The sequence below is a fragment of the Dethiosulfatibacter aminovorans DSM 17477 genome, assembly GCF_900142005.1.
Taxonomy (GTDB): Bacteria; Bacillota; Clostridia; order Tissierellales; family Dethiosulfatibacteraceae; genus Dethiosulfatibacter; species Dethiosulfatibacter aminovorans.
The window spans coordinates 90203-105001 of sequence record NZ_FQZL01000006.1 but is presented as its reverse complement, the minus strand read 5'-3'; the positions used below and the strand labels follow the sequence as shown (position 1 = coordinate 105001).

The window sequence follows — 14799 nt, the reverse complement described above, 5'->3', positions numbered from 1 at the left end:
CCCTACTCCCTCCTTCCATGTATCTATGATTAATAATGTTGATACAAGGGCGTCGAAGTCGAGACCTCGCTGTCATTCATATCTGTTCCATTAGTTTGGTACATTATCTAGTGTTTATTAAGTCTAAATCATTTGACTTTTATTCTCAGTAAGAGTGTATTATTAATTGACAGTTTTGTCAAATGGTAAATTTCTCAATTGAGAGTGCTTAGATTAAATCGTCAGCCATTCCTTCATAGATCTGGATGACTTCTTCAAGTTCTTCGTCGTCTTCTATCATGACGAATACGGGTTGTCCTTTGTCTTTTTCAACCCTGTATATCATTCCTTCTTCGCTGTCGGGGTATCTCAATACGGCATATTCCTCTTCATCCAGATGAAAGGTTGCCAGGATTTCGATTTTTTCCTTCTTGCCTTCGTCGTTTATAAGTTCTATATAATTGCTCATTCTTTCACTCCCTTGTCTAAAAATGTTGTAAGTATATTTACTGCAGCCATCTTGTCGATGACGTCCTTCCTTTTGCTTCTGCTTACATTGCCGCTTATGAGCACTTTTTCTGCCATAAGGGTTGTAAGCCTTTCGTCTTCGTATATGATTTCCTGTTCAAACTTGTAGGACATCTTCTTCACAAACCTCTGTACCTTTTCAGCCTGTATGCCTACTGTACCGTCAAGTTTTTTTGGAAGTCCCACTACTATTGATGTTATTCCATATTCTTCAATGATTCTTTTCAGTTCTTCGAAATCTTTTCTGTAGCTGACCCTTCTAATTGTTTTGACTCCCTGGGCGGTTATGTTGAGGGGGTCGCTTACGGCTACTCCGATGGTGTTGTCGCCTACGTCAAGTGCCATATATCGCTTCATGTTAACTCCTTTTTTATTCTATTTACCGTTCCACGATTATGACTGACAGTTCCCTACTCCGTCGGCACGACAATCTCTTGTTGATAAGGATGATTGACGAGCCTCCAAGTCGAGACCTCACTGTCACTCATAACCGTTCCACTGTTTATTTGTTTAATCCAGGTTCTACTGTTACTTAACAATCGCTTCACTATTGCTTTGACGACGGTCTCCTGTTTTTAAACTATCTTTATACAAAACTCATCGCATGCGGAAGCGCAGTAGCTGCAGAGGACGCATTTGTCACTGTCCACGATGCATTTACCGTCTGTTATTTTCAAGGCACCTTGCTGGCATCTTTCGACGCAGTTGCCGCAGCCGGTGCACCAGTATGCGATTTTAAGTTTTCTTTTTTTATTGTTAATACTGTCTTCCAGGAATCCTTCGGGGTCTTCATTGTTGAGGACAGCCAGGTTGAAGTCTATTTCCTCTTCGTATCTCATGCCTACTGCAGTCCAGTCAACAAGCGGGGATTCGAAGGAGAATTTAAGGGCATCTGCAGGGGCTTCCGTCAGGTGTCCTCCTCCAAGGGGCTTCATGGACAGTATTTTCTTTCCATTTTGTTTGGCAAGGTTTATGCTTTCAGTCATGTCGTCAATGGTGCCGTCGACTATGCCCAAACCTTTTCTGTTGAATATGGGATGGATTATCTCTATTTCATCCTTGTCTGCCAGGTCTCTTACTGCACTGTGGAAGTGGGTTGATATGCCGAAGTGCCTTATGATTCCATCTTCCTTGTACTTCAGCAGTCTTTTTACTGCATCGTAGTGTCCTCTGAAGGTATGGATGCTTTCCTGTTCGTGAAGCATGAATATGTCTATATAGGCCGTATCCATTTCCTTAAGGGCTTTTTCTATGCTTTTTTCTGCAGTTTCTTCGGACCATGCATATGATTTTGTCGATATTATTATGTCTTCCCTGTCTACTTTTTTCAGAAGTTCACTGAATATGTCATAATTGTCATATAGCTCTGCCGTGTCAAAAAAATTCATGCCTCTTTCATATCCGTACAGAAGCAGCTCGGCCTTCCTTTCAAGGGAATACTCGCATTGAAGAGGACTTAGGGCCAGAGTTCCATAACAGATTTTTGAAGCTTCCTTTAAATCCAAGTTTTCATCTCCTACATTTGCAACAATTGTAATTGCAAAAAATATAGCAGTATTACAAGAATACTGCTAATTATTGTTACTCATTTTTTAGATTTTCCAAATAATCGTTTAGTATTTCTTCAAGAAGCTCATCACGTTCAACTTTCATGATTATGCTTCTTGCGTTATTATGACTGGTTATATAAGTAGGGTCTCCCGAAAGTATGTATCCGATAATCTGGCTTACAGGATTGTACCCCTTCTCGTTCAATGCATTGAGTACGGATTTTATAATTTCCTTTACTTCGTTGACATTGTTCAGTCCAAAATCAAATTGTGTCGTCTTATTATCCAAGCTAACCACCCCTCTAGACCTTTTTATGAATTACTTTAATCTAATTATAAGTACATTTAAGCAATAATTCAATCTATTTTATCATATCTTTGATGATTTCCAGTGCTTTATTTAATGCTTCATCTATTTTTTCAGGTTTCTTTCCTCCTGCCTGAGCGAAGTCCGGTCTTCCACCGCCTCCACCGCCGACAACTTTCGCAGCTTCCCTTATTATGTTTCCGGCATGAAGCCCTTCCTTGACTAAAGGCTTTGCAACTGAAGCAATCAGCAGAACCTTTCCGTTGCTTTCTGCAGCAAGGACGGCTACAGAATCTGAATATTTATCCTTTATCCTGTCGGAAAGCTCTCTCATTTGATCGGCATCTGATTCTCCCAGATTGTTCAGGAATATCTTTACATTGCCTTCTTCAGTGTAGTTGTCAAGAATGTTTCCAAGCTCGGCCTTTACAGCTTCACTCTTGTAGTTTTGAATCACAGCATCTTTTTCCTTGCTTTCAGCAAGTATCTGATTTATTCTGTTTTCAATGTTTTCCGGCTTTGTCTTCAACTTTGAAGCCAGTTTTAGAGTATTTTCCCTATAGGCGTTGAGATAGTCAAAGGCATCCATTCCCGTAAGCGCTTCAATTCTTCTGATTCCGGAAGCTATTCCTGTTTCACTCACAATCTTGAAAAGACCGATCTCTGAAGTGTTCTTCACATGGGTTCCGCCGCAAAGTTCCCTGCTGTATCCTTCAACACTAATAACTCTTACCTTTTCACCATACTTGCTGTCGAAAAGTGCAGTGATGCCCGAAGCCTTTGCTTCTTCAAGTGTCATGCTTGCAGTAGTCACCTGTAGATTTTCAAAGATTTTTTCATTGACCATTTTCTCGACTTCTTCGATTTCCTTGTCAGTCATTCCTTCAAAGTGGGAGAAGTCAAATCTCAACCTTTCCTTTTCAACCAGGGATCCCGACTGGTTTACATGGCTTCCAAGAACCTGTCTCAGAGCTTCGTGGAGAAGGTGTGTAGCGGTATGGTTTGCCGCAGTGGCATTCCTTCCACGAATATCATAGGTTACCTTTACCTTGTCTCCTGTTTTCAATGTTCCCGCAGTCACCTTTACATGATGAAGGAAGATGTCGTTGTTTGCCTTGGTTACATCTTCGACATGGGCGGAAACACCTTCTCCCGCCATAATGCCGCAGTCACCTTTCTGGCCGCCGCTTTCAGCGTATAGAACGGTTTCATCGGTTACAGCAAATCCCTTGCCATCTATTGACTGCACTTCATTGTATTCTTCATCGTAAAGTTTCAAGATTGTAGCTTCTGTTTCTTTTTCGGTATATCCCTTGAACAGGGTACTTTCTGTATTTTCAATCTTGAAACTGCTTCCATGCCAGGCTTCTCCGGCAGATGCATTTCTTGCTTTTCTTGCGTTTTCCTTCTGCTTGTTCATGAATTCCACAAAGGATTCTTCACTTACTGTAAGTCCTTTTTCACCAAGGATCTCTTCAGTCAGTTCAAATGGGAATCCATATGTGTCGTAAAGCTTGAATGCCTGCTCTCCGGAAAGTTCAGTAGTCCCATCTTTTTCCATCTTTTCAGTATATGTATTGAGAATTTCAATACCCTGGTCTATGGTTTTGCTGAATCGGTCTTCTTCTATTTCAATAATTTTATATATCTGGTCTGCTGAATTTGCAAGTTCCGGATATGCTTCGCCGAACATCTCTACAACAAGCTTGGAAATTGTAGTCATGAAATTATCCCTGATGCCAAGGAGTTTTCCGTGTCTGGCAGCTCTTCTTAGAAGCCTTCTAAGTACATATCCCCTTCCTTCATTTGAAGGTATTACACCGTCTCCTATGAGGAAGGTAACAGCTCTTGCATGGTCTGTAATTATCCTTACCGAAATGTCGGTCTTCTTGTCCTTGCCGTATTCCACTCCGCTTATCTTTTCAACCATCTTGATAATTGATACAAGGGGCTCTATTTCAAATACATTTTCCTTGCCTTGAAGCACGGCTGCCATTCTTTCAAGACCCATACCTGTATCTATGTTTGGATTTGCAAGGGGATGGTATTCTCCCTTTTCATCCTTGTTGAACTGGGTAAATACAAGGTTCCATACTTCTACATATCTGTCGCAGTCACAGCCCGGCATGCAGTTTGGATCTCCGCAGTCGTACTGCTCTCCCCTGTCATAGTATATCTCGGAACATGGACCGCTTGGGCCCACTTCAAGTTCCCAGAAGTTGTCTTCCTTTCCAAGTCTTACGATTCGTTCTTCAGGAACCTTAATTTCATCTTTCCAGATATTGTATGCTTCATCATCTTCATGATATACAGAAACCCATAGCCTGGAATCATCAAGACCCATTTTTTCAGTCATGAATTCCCATGCCCATGCTATTGCCTCTTTCTTGAAATAGTCTCCAAAGGAGAAGTTTCCAAGCATTTCAAAAAATGTACAGTGCCTTGAAGTGTGCCCCACATTTTCAATATCTCCGGTTCTTACACATTTCTGGCATGTAACCATTCTTGTCCTTGGCGGAGTGTCCGCACCTGTAAAATATCTTTTAAGGGGAGCCATTCCTGCATTCACAAGAAGAAGTGTATTGTCGTTTTTAGGTATCAAAGGAAAACTGTGTGCTGCCAGGTGATTCTTGCTTTCGAAAAATTCGATAAAGCTTTTTCTGATATTGTCTACGGAATATTTGTTCATCTTATCCTCCATCTATGCAACTCGTATGTCAACGAATAGTCTATCTTTTCAAGTATGTAGATAAACTCGTCCCCACGGACGAGTTTCATTAAAATTATAATTAAGGGTGGTGGATATGTCAACCTTTTCTATACATCAATATTTATTATTCCACCGCCTACGAGTACATCTCCATCGTAAAATACCATGGATTGTCCCGGTGCAAGTGATTTTACAGGCTCAGTGAAGTTCACAACAAGTCTCTGTCCGTCCCTTTTTATTGAAGCTTCGGCTTCCCTTGCTGAATACCTTATCTTGCACATCAAAGGCTTCTCTTCTATCTTGTAATCGTCGTATACGATATTGTATTCTTCAAGTGTGCATGTTTCAGCATACAGGTCCTTTTCAACGCCTAAGACCACACTGTTGTCTATTGCATCTATCTTCACGACATATCTTGGAGAGCCCAGGGCTATTCCAAGACCCTTCCTCTGGCCTACGGTGTACTTGTGTATCCCCTTGTGCTTTCCGAGGATTCTTCCCTTTGTGTCCACGAAATTACCAAGCTTTTTCTGCGGATTGATATATTGTTCCAGGAAGCCGACATGGTCGTTGTCGCTTATGAAGCAGATTTCCTGGCTGTCCTTCTTCTGGGAAAAGTCAAGGTCTATGTCCTTGACTATCTGCCTGGCCTCTTCCTTGTCTTTAATGTCTCCCAAAGGCATGAGAATTCTTTCAAGGTCTTTTTCCTTGAGATTGTAAAGATAGTAGCTCTGGTCCTTGTATTTGTTTTCGGCTTTTTTTATCAGGTATCTGCCGTTTTCCGAAACGATTTTCGCATATTGTCCCGAAGAGATATACCAGGCACCAAGCCTGTCCGCTTCTTCAAGAAACTTTTTATATTTTACGACCTGGTTGCACTTGACGCATGGGTTGGGTGTCCTTCCCCTGTCGTATTCCGAGTGGAAATATTGGATGATTTCCTCATTGAATTCCTTCCTCAGGTCAAGTACATAGTGCTCTATTCCAAGAACTCGGGCAGCTTTCCTTGCGTCCCCTATTGCCGTCTCCATTTCTTCAAAGCTTGTCTGGACAAAGGTCACGCCTATTACTTCATATCCCTTTTGCTGTAAAACAACAGCAGCGGCGGTGCTATCCACACCACCGCTCATGCCCAGCAAAACTTTTTTATTAAAGGTGTTCATGCTCATGCTCGTGAACATCGAAATCAGGATCGAAATCCTCAAGACCCTTGATTGTTTTTCCAGTTTTCTCGGCGTAATTGTGGAGTGCAGCCTTTACAGCCTGCTCCGCAAGTACCGAACAGTGTACCTTTACCTTCGGAAGTCCTCCAAGGGCATCTACAACAGCCTTGTTTGTAAGCTCAACAGCCTCGTCGATGCTCTTTCCCTTGATAAGCTCCGTTGCCATGCTTGACGATGCAATGGCAGATCCGCATCCGAAAGTAAGGAACTTGACATCAGTGATGATGTCGTCATCTATTTTCAGATATATTTTCATTATATCTCCGCATTGGGCATTGCCTACCTCTCCAATACCGTCTGCGTTTTCTATTTCTCCAACATTTCTTGGATTCCTGAAGTGATCCATAACCTCTTCTGTATACATTCTATTTCCTCCTACCTGTATATAATGGCGACATTTGTCTTAATCTATCTACTACATTTACAAGTTTTTCAACTGTATAGTCAACATCTTCTTCTGTATTAAAATCAGAAAGGCTCAGTCTCAATGAACCGTGTGCAATTTCATGAGGCAGCCCTATTGCCATAAGTACATGGGACGGATCGAGTGCCCCCGATGTACAGGCGGAACCGCTTGAAGCTGATATTCCGTCCATGTCAAGATACAGCAGCAATGACTCGCCTTCTATGAATTCAAACGAGAAATTCACATTGCCCGGAAGCCTGCTTGTGGGATGACCGTTCAGCTTGGCGTTTTCTATCTTTTCAGGAATAAGCTTCATCAACCTGTCTCTTAATGCAGTTGTTTTACCGATGCTTTCCTCCATGGTTTCACCGGCTATTTCAACAGCCTTTGCAAAGCCCATGATGCCTGGAACATTTTCTGTACCAGCTCTCATCTTTCTTTCCTGGGCTCCTCCATGAATAAGATTCTCGGGTCTTATTCCCTTTTTAATGTAAAGCATTCCAACACCTTTTGGTCCGTGAATCTTGTGGGCTGATGCTGAAAGCATGTCTATGTTCATTTCTTCAACGTCTATCGGCACATGTCCGAATGCCTGTACTGCATCGGTATGGAAGAATATGTTCTTCTCCCTTGCGATTGCACCGATTTCCTTAATTGGCTGGATTGTACCTATTTCGTTGTTTGCGAACATTATTGAAATAAGTATCGTATCTTCCCTGATGGCATCATTCAAGTCATCAAGGCTCACCATTCCATATTCGTCCACTTCAAGGTAAGTAACTTCAAAGCCGTTTTTTTCAAGATACTCACATGTGTGAAGTATTGCATGGTGTTCTATTTTTGATGTAATGATGTGCTTGCCTTTGGAGCAGTATTTTTCGGCTACACCCTTGATTGCCCAGTTGTCCGATTCGGATCCGCATCCGGTGAAATAAATTTCATCAACATCGGCGTTGATCAATCCGGCTACGGTTTCTCTTGCACCGGCAAGGGCTTTCTTGGCTTTTTGTCCAAAATCATATATACTTGATGGATTTCCATATAGTTCAGTAAAGTATTCATTCATGGTTTCAACCACTTCAGGTCTAACCATGGTTGTTGCTGCATTGTCCAAATACACTCTTCTCTCCATTATTCTACCTCCAGCATTTCTTTCGAATGCTCCTCCATTACTTTAGTATGCTGACTTACCATATCGCTTAGATATGTGTTGTCGATCACATCGTTGATGCTTTTTTCTATTTTTTCAAACACAACCCTTGTTGCACAAATGGATTCCCTGCTGCAAAGATCCGACGACAGACAGTCCGACGGCGACATCTCTCCTTCCAATGCCCTTAAAATCATTCCTACTGTTATTTCCGAAGGATCCATAGCGAGAAGATATCCACCATTGGCTCCCCTTACGGTTTTTATATATCCCTTCTTTTTCAGCTTTGACAGAAGCTGTTCAAGATAGTTTTCAGATATATTGTACATTTGTGAAATTATTTTAAGACTCACCGGACCGGTGCCATAATTTTTGGCCAATTCGAAGGTTGCCTTCAGTCCATAACGTCCTTTTGTAGATAATAACAAATAATCACCTCTAATCCCAAGTGAAACACTAGACTTTTAACTGAGTATAATATACCCTAGTAAATTTGTCAACATTTATTTGCGGAAATTCCCATGACATCGATTTCATCATGCCATCATAAGTTGAAATGCAAAAATTACCAAAAAAAGAACCCTTTTCAAGGTTCTTTCGCATTTTGAAAACTTGTGTTCAAATCACAGCCATGCGTTCATGCACAGCGAATTAGTTGATATAGCTTTCCTTTTCAAGAAAGTCAAGAAGGCCGAATTCTATCTGCAGCAGCTTAAGCTTTGCCTCATACTCGTCAACGTCTATTTCTTCGTTTTCAAGAAGGTCGTCGAGGATCTGCTTACCTCCGTCATAAAGGTACAGCTCCTTGCTGGGCCACATTATGTTTTTGCTTTCTTCGGAATCAACCGTAGGTTCAGCCGCCACTCTCAGGGATGACAAAAGGGACTTGTCCAGGGAACCTAAAAGATATATCTTTTTGACATTGATGTCTGCATCCTCAAGGGTTGTTCTCAGCTTTCTCAGGTATCTTAGGTGCTCGGGCTTAATTTCAAGCATGTAGTTTTCTGACAAAATCTGTTCCTCGACTATAAGGTTGTTGTATTCTATTACTATGTTGTAGCTTTTTGAGCTATCTATATCCGCCAGCTTTTCCCTTATGTTATCAAGGGCGTCAATATCGTGAAAGCCGTTAAATTCAACTGTAAAATTCATTATTCCTCCTCTTCGACTTCTTTCAAAAAGTCCAGATATCGTATTATGTTTTTCTCATAACCGATATTCTTAGGATTATAAAACTTTTCCGAGTCAAAATCAAGAGGAAAATAATCCTGCTTGACATAACTGTACCTGTAGTTGTGGGGATATTTGTATCCTACGCCATGGCCCAGTTTAGATGCCGACTTGTAGCTTTTATCCTTTAAATGGTTTGGAACCTCGGGGTTTTTCTTCCCTGCATATTCCATTGCCTTGTTTATTGCAACGTATGCTGCATTGCTTTTAGGTGCGCAGGCAAGATATGTAACAGCCTGAGAAAGGTTTATCCTGCATTCAGGCATTCCAATTACATTGACTGCATTGAAACAGTCCACTGCAATGCCCAGTGCCTTCGGATCTCCATTGCCAATATCTTCGGAAGCGCTGATCACCAGCCTCCTGGCTATGAACTTGGGGTCTTCACCTGAATTGAGCATCTTGGCAAGCCACAACAGTGCTGCGTCCGGGTCCGAGCCCCTTATGCTCTTGATGAATGCCGAAACGGTATCATAATGGTTGTCACCGTTCTTGTCATAGTATGAAGTCTTGCTCTGTATGCTTTCCTTTGCATCTTCCACAGTTATTATCAGATGGTTGTTTTCGTCTCTTTCAGTAGTAAGTATTGCAAGTTCAAGGGCATTCAATGCCTTTCTTGCATCTCCGCCACTATAGTCCGAAATAAGCTGCACGGCATTGCCATCGATTTCTGCATTGAGTCCAAGCTCGCCGTTTATAACAGTCTCCATTGCCCTGTTTATGATTATTGTTATGTCCTCAGGCTCCAGTGCTTTCAGTTGGAAAATCATTGACCTTGAGATAAGGGCGCTGTTCACTTCAAAGTAAGGATTTTCAGTAGTGGCTCCTATGAGGATTATAGTGCCGTTTTCAACATATGGCAGCAGGGCATCCTGCTGCGATTTGTTGAATCTGTGGATCTCGTCGATGAATACGATAGTTTGCTTGTTGTACATGGAAATTTCATTTATTGCATAATTGATTTTTTCCTTGATGTCCTTGATTCCCGATGTAACAGCATTCAGTGTCTCGAAGTTCTTTTCAGTCTTTTCGGCAATGATGCGGGCAAGGGTTGTTTTACCCGTACCGGGAGGGCCATACAGTATTATGGAACTGAGCCTGTCGGCCATAATTGCCCTTCTAAGCATTTTTCCGTCGGCAAGTATATGGTCCTGCCCAACATAATCAGAAAGATCCCTTGGCCTCATTTTGTCGGCCAAAGGATTATTCTTCTTTATGAATTCATCGTAATTCATGTTAAAAAAGTCCACGTTGTTACCTTCCTGTCTATTCGTAAACGCTCATCAATGCTTCAACTCTTTTTATAAGCGTTTCCTTGTCCTGTGACTGAGTGAATGCACAGTTCATTATGTCTGCAATCTCTGCCATATCCTTTTCAACAAGCCCTATTGTAGTGATGGCAGGTGTTCCTATTCTTATTCCGCTTGTTACGAAAGGACTCTTTGGATCGTTTGGTATGGTGTTCTTGTTTACTGTAATATTGATGTCTCCAAGTATCTTTTCAGCTTCCTTTCCTGTAACATCCTTGCTTCTCATGTCCAAGAGTATAAGGTGGTTGTCTGTTCCGTCCGATACAAGTCTGAATCCTTTTTTCTTAAGCTGTACTGCAAGCTCTGCTGCATTTTTCACAACTTGATTCTGATACTCTTTGAAGTCGTCTTCCAAAGCTTCCTTGAAGCATACGGCCTTGGCGGCAATGACATGCATCAAAGGTCCGCCCTGGATTCCCGGGAATATAGCCTTGTCAACAGCCTTTGCATACTTTTCCTTGCACAGTATTGCTCCACCTCTTGGTCCCCTGAGGGTCTTGTGGGTTGTAGTTGTTACAAAGTCAGCATATTCAACAGGATTCTGGTGAAGTCCTGCAGCTATAAGACCGGCAATGTGAGCCATGTCCACCATGAGGTATGCTCCCACCTCGTCTGCTATTTCCTTGAATTTAGCAAAATCGATTTTTCTTGCATAGGCACTGGCACCTGCAACTATCATTTTTGGCTTTTCCTTTACTGCAATTTCCCTTACCTTTTCATAGTCTATTACTTCAGTTTCCGGATCCACACCGTAAGGTACTATTTCAAAGTATTTTCCTGAAATGTTAACGGGACTTCCGTGAGTGAGGTGTCCGCCTTCAGACAGGTTCATACCCATTATCTTGTCGCCGGGTTCCAAAACAGCGAAGTATACGCCTAGGTTTGCGTTTGAGCCTGAATGAGGCTGTACATTGGCATGATCCGCGTTGAAAAGTTTCTTTAATCTTTCTATGGCAAGAGTTTCCGCTTCATCTACAAACTCGCATCCGCCATAGTATCTCTTTGCAGGATAACCTTCCGCATACTTGTTGGTCAACTGGCTTCCCATTGCTTCAAGTACGGACATTGAAACAACATTTTCCGAAGCTATGAGCTCAAGATTTCTATGCTGTCTTCCGATTTCTCTTTGTATTGATTCATAAATTTCTACATCTGTGTTTTTCAAATTCTCAAACATGTTTACTCCTCTCATTTCGAATATTTTATTATTATATTTAACAGTTCCTCCAGGGCCTTTTCGGGATCTTCAGCTTCCGCCCTCTCCTTGAAACAGTTTTTGGCGTAGTTTTCCATTACCATGCCTCCAACCTTGTTCAAGGCGGATTTTGCAGCCGAAATCTGTATAAGTACATCACCACAGAATTCACCGTTTTCAATCATTCTTTGAATGCCTTTTACCTGGCCTTCGATTCTTTTCATTCTATTAAGCAACTGTTTATTTGAATCCATTTTACTCACCTCTATAAGGACTTATGCTTTCAATAATATCATTATGCTTAAATATTTTTTTATCTACTGTTCTCAATATGTAAAATGAAACCACAAGGGACAAAACACCGATTGCCGAAGAAACTATTTCCCTGTTTCCCCAAGCTATGAAGTTGTATGCCAGCAATGATGCGATTATCATGACCAAAAGGGGTATTCCATAGGCAACCATTGAATAAAGGAGAACATTGACGTCTTTTGTAGTCACCGTCAGCAGCTGTCCGGGGAAATAACCCTCATCCTTAACCTTCAATACATGGCCTTCGTCAGTACACTGGCTTCCGCAGGATGCGCAGTTGTCGCCGCATGCCGATGCCCTTGCCACCTTAATATGTGCTGTTCCATTTTCTATAAATACTACTTGTGCTATTTTTTCCATTTTATCACTCTTTCATTTCATTAGTTGCATTCCGCCAAATCATTGATCACATAGGATGCAAGGAGGAGGCCTGCAGATGAAGGGACAAAGGAGTTGCTTCCTATGTCTCCGGTTTCCAGTGACTTTTTCGGAGTTTCTTCCGAAAATACCACCTTGTGCCTCTTTATTCCCCTTGCCTTCAATTCCTTTCTCATCTTCTTTGCAAGAGGGCAATTGAAGGTCTTGTATATGTCTGCTATCCTGAAAGCCTGGGGATTTGTCCTGTTTCCGGTCCCCATGCAGCTTATGATCTTTATGTCGTTTTTCAGGCAGTAGTCTATGAGCAGTATTTTTGCATTGACATCATCTATGGCATCAATAACATAATCAACTTTATCATTTTTGAAAAATATTTCAATGCTTTTTTCTTCAATTCTGCAATCGTATTTTTTTATTGCTATGTCGGGATTAATGGAAAGGATATTTTCCTCTATGACATCAACCTTGCTTCTTCCCAGGTTTTCCACCGTTGAGTGGAGCTGTCTGTTCAGATTGGTAATGTCGTAGGTGTCAAAATCCACAATGGTCATCTTTCCCACAAAGCTTCTGCATACTGCCTCGGCAGAGTAGGATCCCACTCCGCCAAGACCTGCTATCATCACATTTGCATTCCTGAATCTCTGTACATTTTCAATGCCGTAGATTATTTCCAGCCTGGACCAGGGATTCATGTTATTCTTCCAGGTCCAGTTTCAGGCCAAGTTCATGAAGCTGAGCTTCATCAACATCCGTAGGGGCTCCTGAAAGCAGGCATGTTGCACTTTGTGTTTTTGGAAATGCTATTACGTCCCTTATGTTTTCGCTTCCTGTCAGAGTCATTACCAGTCTGTCTATGCCGTATGCAATTCCACCATGTGGCGGAACACCATATCTGAAGGCATTGAGAAGGAATCCGAACTTGGCTTCTGCTTCCTCTTCCGAAAGTCCAAGAGCCTTGAACATTCTCTGCTGGAGAGTCCTGTCCGTAATCCTTATGCTTCCTCCGCCTATTTCGTCTCCATTGATCACTATATCGTAAGCTTTTGCCCTCACTTCGGAAGGATTGCTTTCAAGCTTGTCGATATCCTCGTCCACAGGGCTTGTGAACGGATGGTGCTTGGCAACATACCTGTCTTCCTCTTCATCATATTCGAAGAGCGGGAAGTCAGTGATCCAAAGGAATTCGAATTTCGACTTGTCGATCTTGTCAAGGTCCTCTGCTATTTTCTTCCTCAGTGCTCCCAGAGCATTGTTGACTACTGTATTCTTGTCCGCGATTATGAATACTATGTCTTTTTCTTCAAGGTTCAGCTTTTCAACCAGTCCATTCTTCTCTTCATCACTCAGGAATTTGGCAACAGGCGAAACAAACTCTCCATCTTCGATCTTTGCCCAGGCAAGTCCTTTTGCATTGTAAGTCTTTGCGAATTTTTCAAGCTTGGATATCTTTTTCTTTGAAAATTCATCAGCACTCTTTTCTATGACAATCCCCTTTATTGAATTGCCTTCAACTGTGTTGGCCTTGAATGCATTGAATTCGGAATTTGCAAAAACATCTGTAAGGTCATTGAATTCATAACCGAATCTTAGGTCCGGCTTGTCCGAACCGTATCTGTTCATGGCTTCGTCATATGACATTCTTGCAATTGGAAGTGTAACATCAACATCGATTACTTCCTTGAAGACTTTTTGAATAAGTCTTTCATTTATTGAAATTACGTCTTCTATGTCCACGAAAGACATTTCAACGTCAAGCTGTGTGAATTCAGGCTGTCTGTTGGCCCTTAAATCCTCGTCCCTGAAGCATTTTACTATCTGATAGTACCTGTCGTATCCTGACACCATCAAGAGCTGCTTGAATATCTGTGGCGACTGAGGCAGTGCATAGAAGGACCCCTTGTTTACCCTGCTGGGTACAAGATAGTCTCTTGCCCCCTCCGGTGTAGGTTTGTTGAGAACCGGCGTTTCAATATCAAGAAATTCATTTTCGCACATGAATTCCCTTATTATCTTTGTGGTCTTGGCCCTTGTAATAAGGTTGTTTTGCATATATGGCTTCCTGAGGTCGAGGAATCTGTTCTTCAGTCTCATGACTTCCGAAGCATCATCATTGTCCCTTACATAGATAGGTGGAGTTTCAGATACACTCAATATCTTGATTTCATCTGCATATATTTCAATATCACCTGTAGGCATATTGTCGTTTTTTGACTGCCTTTCCCTTACGCTTCCAGTAACGGCAATTACATACTCGCTTTTTACATCTGAAGCCTTTTCAAATGCTTCCTTGTTCAGGTCCTCGTCGAATACAGCCTGCACTATTCCGGCTACATCTCTAATATCCACAAAAACAAGGCTTCCCAGGTTTCTTTTCTTTTGCACCCATCCCATAACAGTAACATTGTCTCCAATATGGCTGCTTCTAAGATTGCCGCATTTGATGGTTCTTCTTGTTGATCCTAATTTTTCCATATTTCCTCCTGATTATCATTTTTTATTTTAATAATAGGCCGTTTTCTAT

The 14799-nt window shown here is 41.7% G+C and carries 16 protein-coding genes; all 16 read right to left on the bottom strand.

What is annotated here, in order from left to right; genetic code table 11:
• Window positions 1–208: 208 nt before the first annotated feature.
• The gene (locus BUB05_RS03950; RefSeq protein ID WP_073047517.1) at window positions 209–448 is read right to left on the bottom strand and encodes a DUF1292 domain-containing protein; all 240 of its coding nucleotides are present in this window, start codon (window positions 446–448) and stop codon (window positions 209–211) included.
• The gene (gene ruvX, locus BUB05_RS03945; protein ID WP_073047514.1) at window positions 445–864 is read right to left on the bottom strand and encodes a Holliday junction resolvase RuvX; all 420 of its coding nucleotides are present in this window, start codon (window positions 862–864) and stop codon (window positions 445–447) included. Before ruvX ends, BUB05_RS03950 begins: the two co-directional genes overlap by 4 nt.
• Window positions 865–1082: 218 nt before the next feature.
• A complete protein-coding gene (locus tag BUB05_RS03940; RefSeq protein WP_245819743.1) occupies window positions 1083–2012 on the bottom strand; it encodes an aldo/keto reductase in 930 nt (309 codons plus the stop codon).
• A 76-nt stretch (window positions 2013–2088) separates the two neighbouring features.
• The gene (locus BUB05_RS03935; protein WP_073047507.1) at window positions 2089–2355 is read right to left on the bottom strand and encodes an IreB family regulatory phosphoprotein; all 267 of its coding nucleotides are present in this window, start codon (window positions 2353–2355) and stop codon (window positions 2089–2091) included.
• A gap of 64 nt (window positions 2356–2419) precedes the next feature.
• Entirely contained in the window at window positions 2420–5053 is a 2634-nt protein-coding gene (gene alaS, locus BUB05_RS03930; RefSeq protein WP_073047504.1) for an alanine--tRNA ligase, read from the bottom strand.
• A gap of 128 nt (window positions 5054–5181) precedes the next feature.
• Window positions 5182–6237 carry a tRNA 2-thiouridine(34) synthase MnmA gene (gene mnmA, locus BUB05_RS03925; protein WP_073047501.1) on the bottom strand — a complete coding sequence of 352 codons (1056 nt, stop codon included), beginning with the start codon at window positions 6235–6237 and terminating at the stop codon, window positions 5182–5184.
• A complete protein-coding gene (nifU, locus tag BUB05_RS03920; RefSeq protein ID WP_073047498.1) occupies window positions 6224–6661 on the bottom strand; it encodes a Fe-S cluster assembly scaffold protein NifU in 438 nt (145 codons plus the stop codon). The genes mnmA and nifU overlap by 14 nt, the downstream gene beginning before the upstream one ends.
• Before the next feature lies 1 nt (window position 6662).
• Window positions 6663–7835 (bottom strand): cysteine desulfurase NifS, encoded by a 1173-nt coding sequence (gene nifS / locus BUB05_RS03915; protein ID WP_073047494.1) that lies wholly within the window; start codon window positions 7833–7835, stop codon window positions 6663–6665.
• Complete coding sequence (locus BUB05_RS03910; protein ID WP_073047491.1) at window positions 7835–8281, bottom strand: RrF2 family transcriptional regulator; 447 nt, start codon at window positions 8279–8281, stop codon at window positions 7835–7837. The genes nifS and BUB05_RS03910 overlap by 1 nt, the downstream gene beginning before the upstream one ends.
• A 223-nt stretch (window positions 8282–8504) precedes the next feature.
• Window positions 8505–9005, bottom strand: coding sequence for a hypothetical protein (locus BUB05_RS03905; protein WP_073047489.1), 501 nt, complete (start codon window positions 9003–9005; stop codon window positions 8505–8507).
• Window positions 9005–10333: a replication-associated recombination protein A gene (locus BUB05_RS03900; protein ID WP_073047487.1), complete on the bottom strand. Its 1329-nt coding sequence runs from the start codon at window positions 10331–10333 to the stop codon at window positions 9005–9007. Before BUB05_RS03900 ends, BUB05_RS03905 begins: the two co-directional genes overlap by 1 nt.
• Before the next feature lie 16 nt (window positions 10334–10349).
• Window positions 10350–11570, bottom strand: coding sequence for a serine hydroxymethyltransferase (locus BUB05_RS03895; RefSeq protein WP_073048213.1), 1221 nt, complete (start codon window positions 11568–11570; stop codon window positions 10350–10352).
• A gap of 11 nt (window positions 11571–11581) precedes the next feature.
• Window positions 11582–11842 carry a metal-sensitive transcriptional regulator gene (locus BUB05_RS03890; RefSeq protein ID WP_073047484.1) on the bottom strand — a complete coding sequence of 87 codons (261 nt, stop codon included), beginning with the start codon at window positions 11840–11842 and terminating at the stop codon, window positions 11582–11584.
• Between the two features lies 1 nt (window position 11843).
• Entirely contained in the window at window positions 11844–12260 is a 417-nt protein-coding gene (locus tag BUB05_RS03885) for a SoxR reducing system RseC family protein (protein ID WP_073047481.1), read from the bottom strand.
• 20 nt (window positions 12261–12280) lie between these two features.
• A complete protein-coding gene (locus BUB05_RS03880) occupies window positions 12281–12970 on the bottom strand; it encodes a tRNA threonylcarbamoyladenosine dehydratase (protein ID WP_073047478.1) in 690 nt (229 codons plus the stop codon).
• 1 nt (window position 12971) lies between these two features.
• Window positions 12972–14750 carry an aspartate--tRNA ligase gene (gene aspS, locus BUB05_RS03875; protein ID WP_073047475.1) on the bottom strand — a complete coding sequence of 593 codons (1779 nt, stop codon included), beginning with the start codon at window positions 14748–14750 and terminating at the stop codon, window positions 12972–12974.
• Window positions 14751–14799: the final 49 nt, after the last annotated feature.

What these genes read in the sequence shown, in the direction of transcription:
- BUB05_RS03880 (WP_073047478.1), bottom strand. Translation starts at nt 12,970, where the DNA reads ATGAATCCCTGGTCCAGGCTGGAAATAATCTACGGCATTGAAAATGTA.
- BUB05_RS03890 (WP_073047484.1), bottom strand. Translation starts at nt 11,842, where the DNA reads ATGGATTCAAATAAACAGTTGCTTAATAGAATGAAAAGAATCGAAGGC.
- ruvX (WP_073047514.1), bottom strand. Translation starts at nt 864, where the DNA reads ATGAAGCGATATATGGCACTTGACGTAGGCGACAACACCATCGGAGTA.
- BUB05_RS03905 (WP_073047489.1), bottom strand. Translation starts at nt 9,005, where the DNA reads ATGAATTTTACAGTTGAATTTAACGGCTTTCACGATATTGACGCCCTT.
- BUB05_RS03895 (WP_073048213.1), bottom strand. Translation starts at nt 11,570, where the DNA reads ATGTTTGAGAATTTGAAAAACACAGATGTAGAAATTTATGAATCAATA.
- BUB05_RS03885 (WP_073047481.1), bottom strand. Translation starts at nt 12,260, where the DNA reads ATGGAAAAAATAGCACAAGTAGTATTTATAGAAAATGGAACAGCACAT.
- aspS (WP_073047475.1), bottom strand. Translation starts at nt 14,750, where the DNA reads ATGGAAAAATTAGGATCAACAAGAAGAACCATCAAATGCGGCAATCTT.
- alaS (WP_073047504.1), bottom strand. Translation starts at nt 5,053, where the DNA reads ATGAACAAATATTCCGTAGACAATATCAGAAAAAGCTTTATCGAATTT.
- nifU (WP_073047498.1), bottom strand. Translation starts at nt 6,661, where the DNA reads ATGTATACAGAAGAGGTTATGGATCACTTCAGGAATCCAAGAAATGTT.
- BUB05_RS03950 (WP_073047517.1), bottom strand. Translation starts at nt 448, where the DNA reads ATGAGCAATTATATAGAACTTATAAACGACGAAGGCAAGAAGGAAAAA.
- nifS (WP_073047494.1), bottom strand. Translation starts at nt 7,835, where the DNA reads ATGGAGAGAAGAGTGTATTTGGACAATGCAGCAACAACCATGGTTAGA.
- mnmA (WP_073047501.1), bottom strand. Translation starts at nt 6,237, where the DNA reads ATGAACACCTTTAATAAAAAAGTTTTGCTGGGCATGAGCGGTGGTGTG.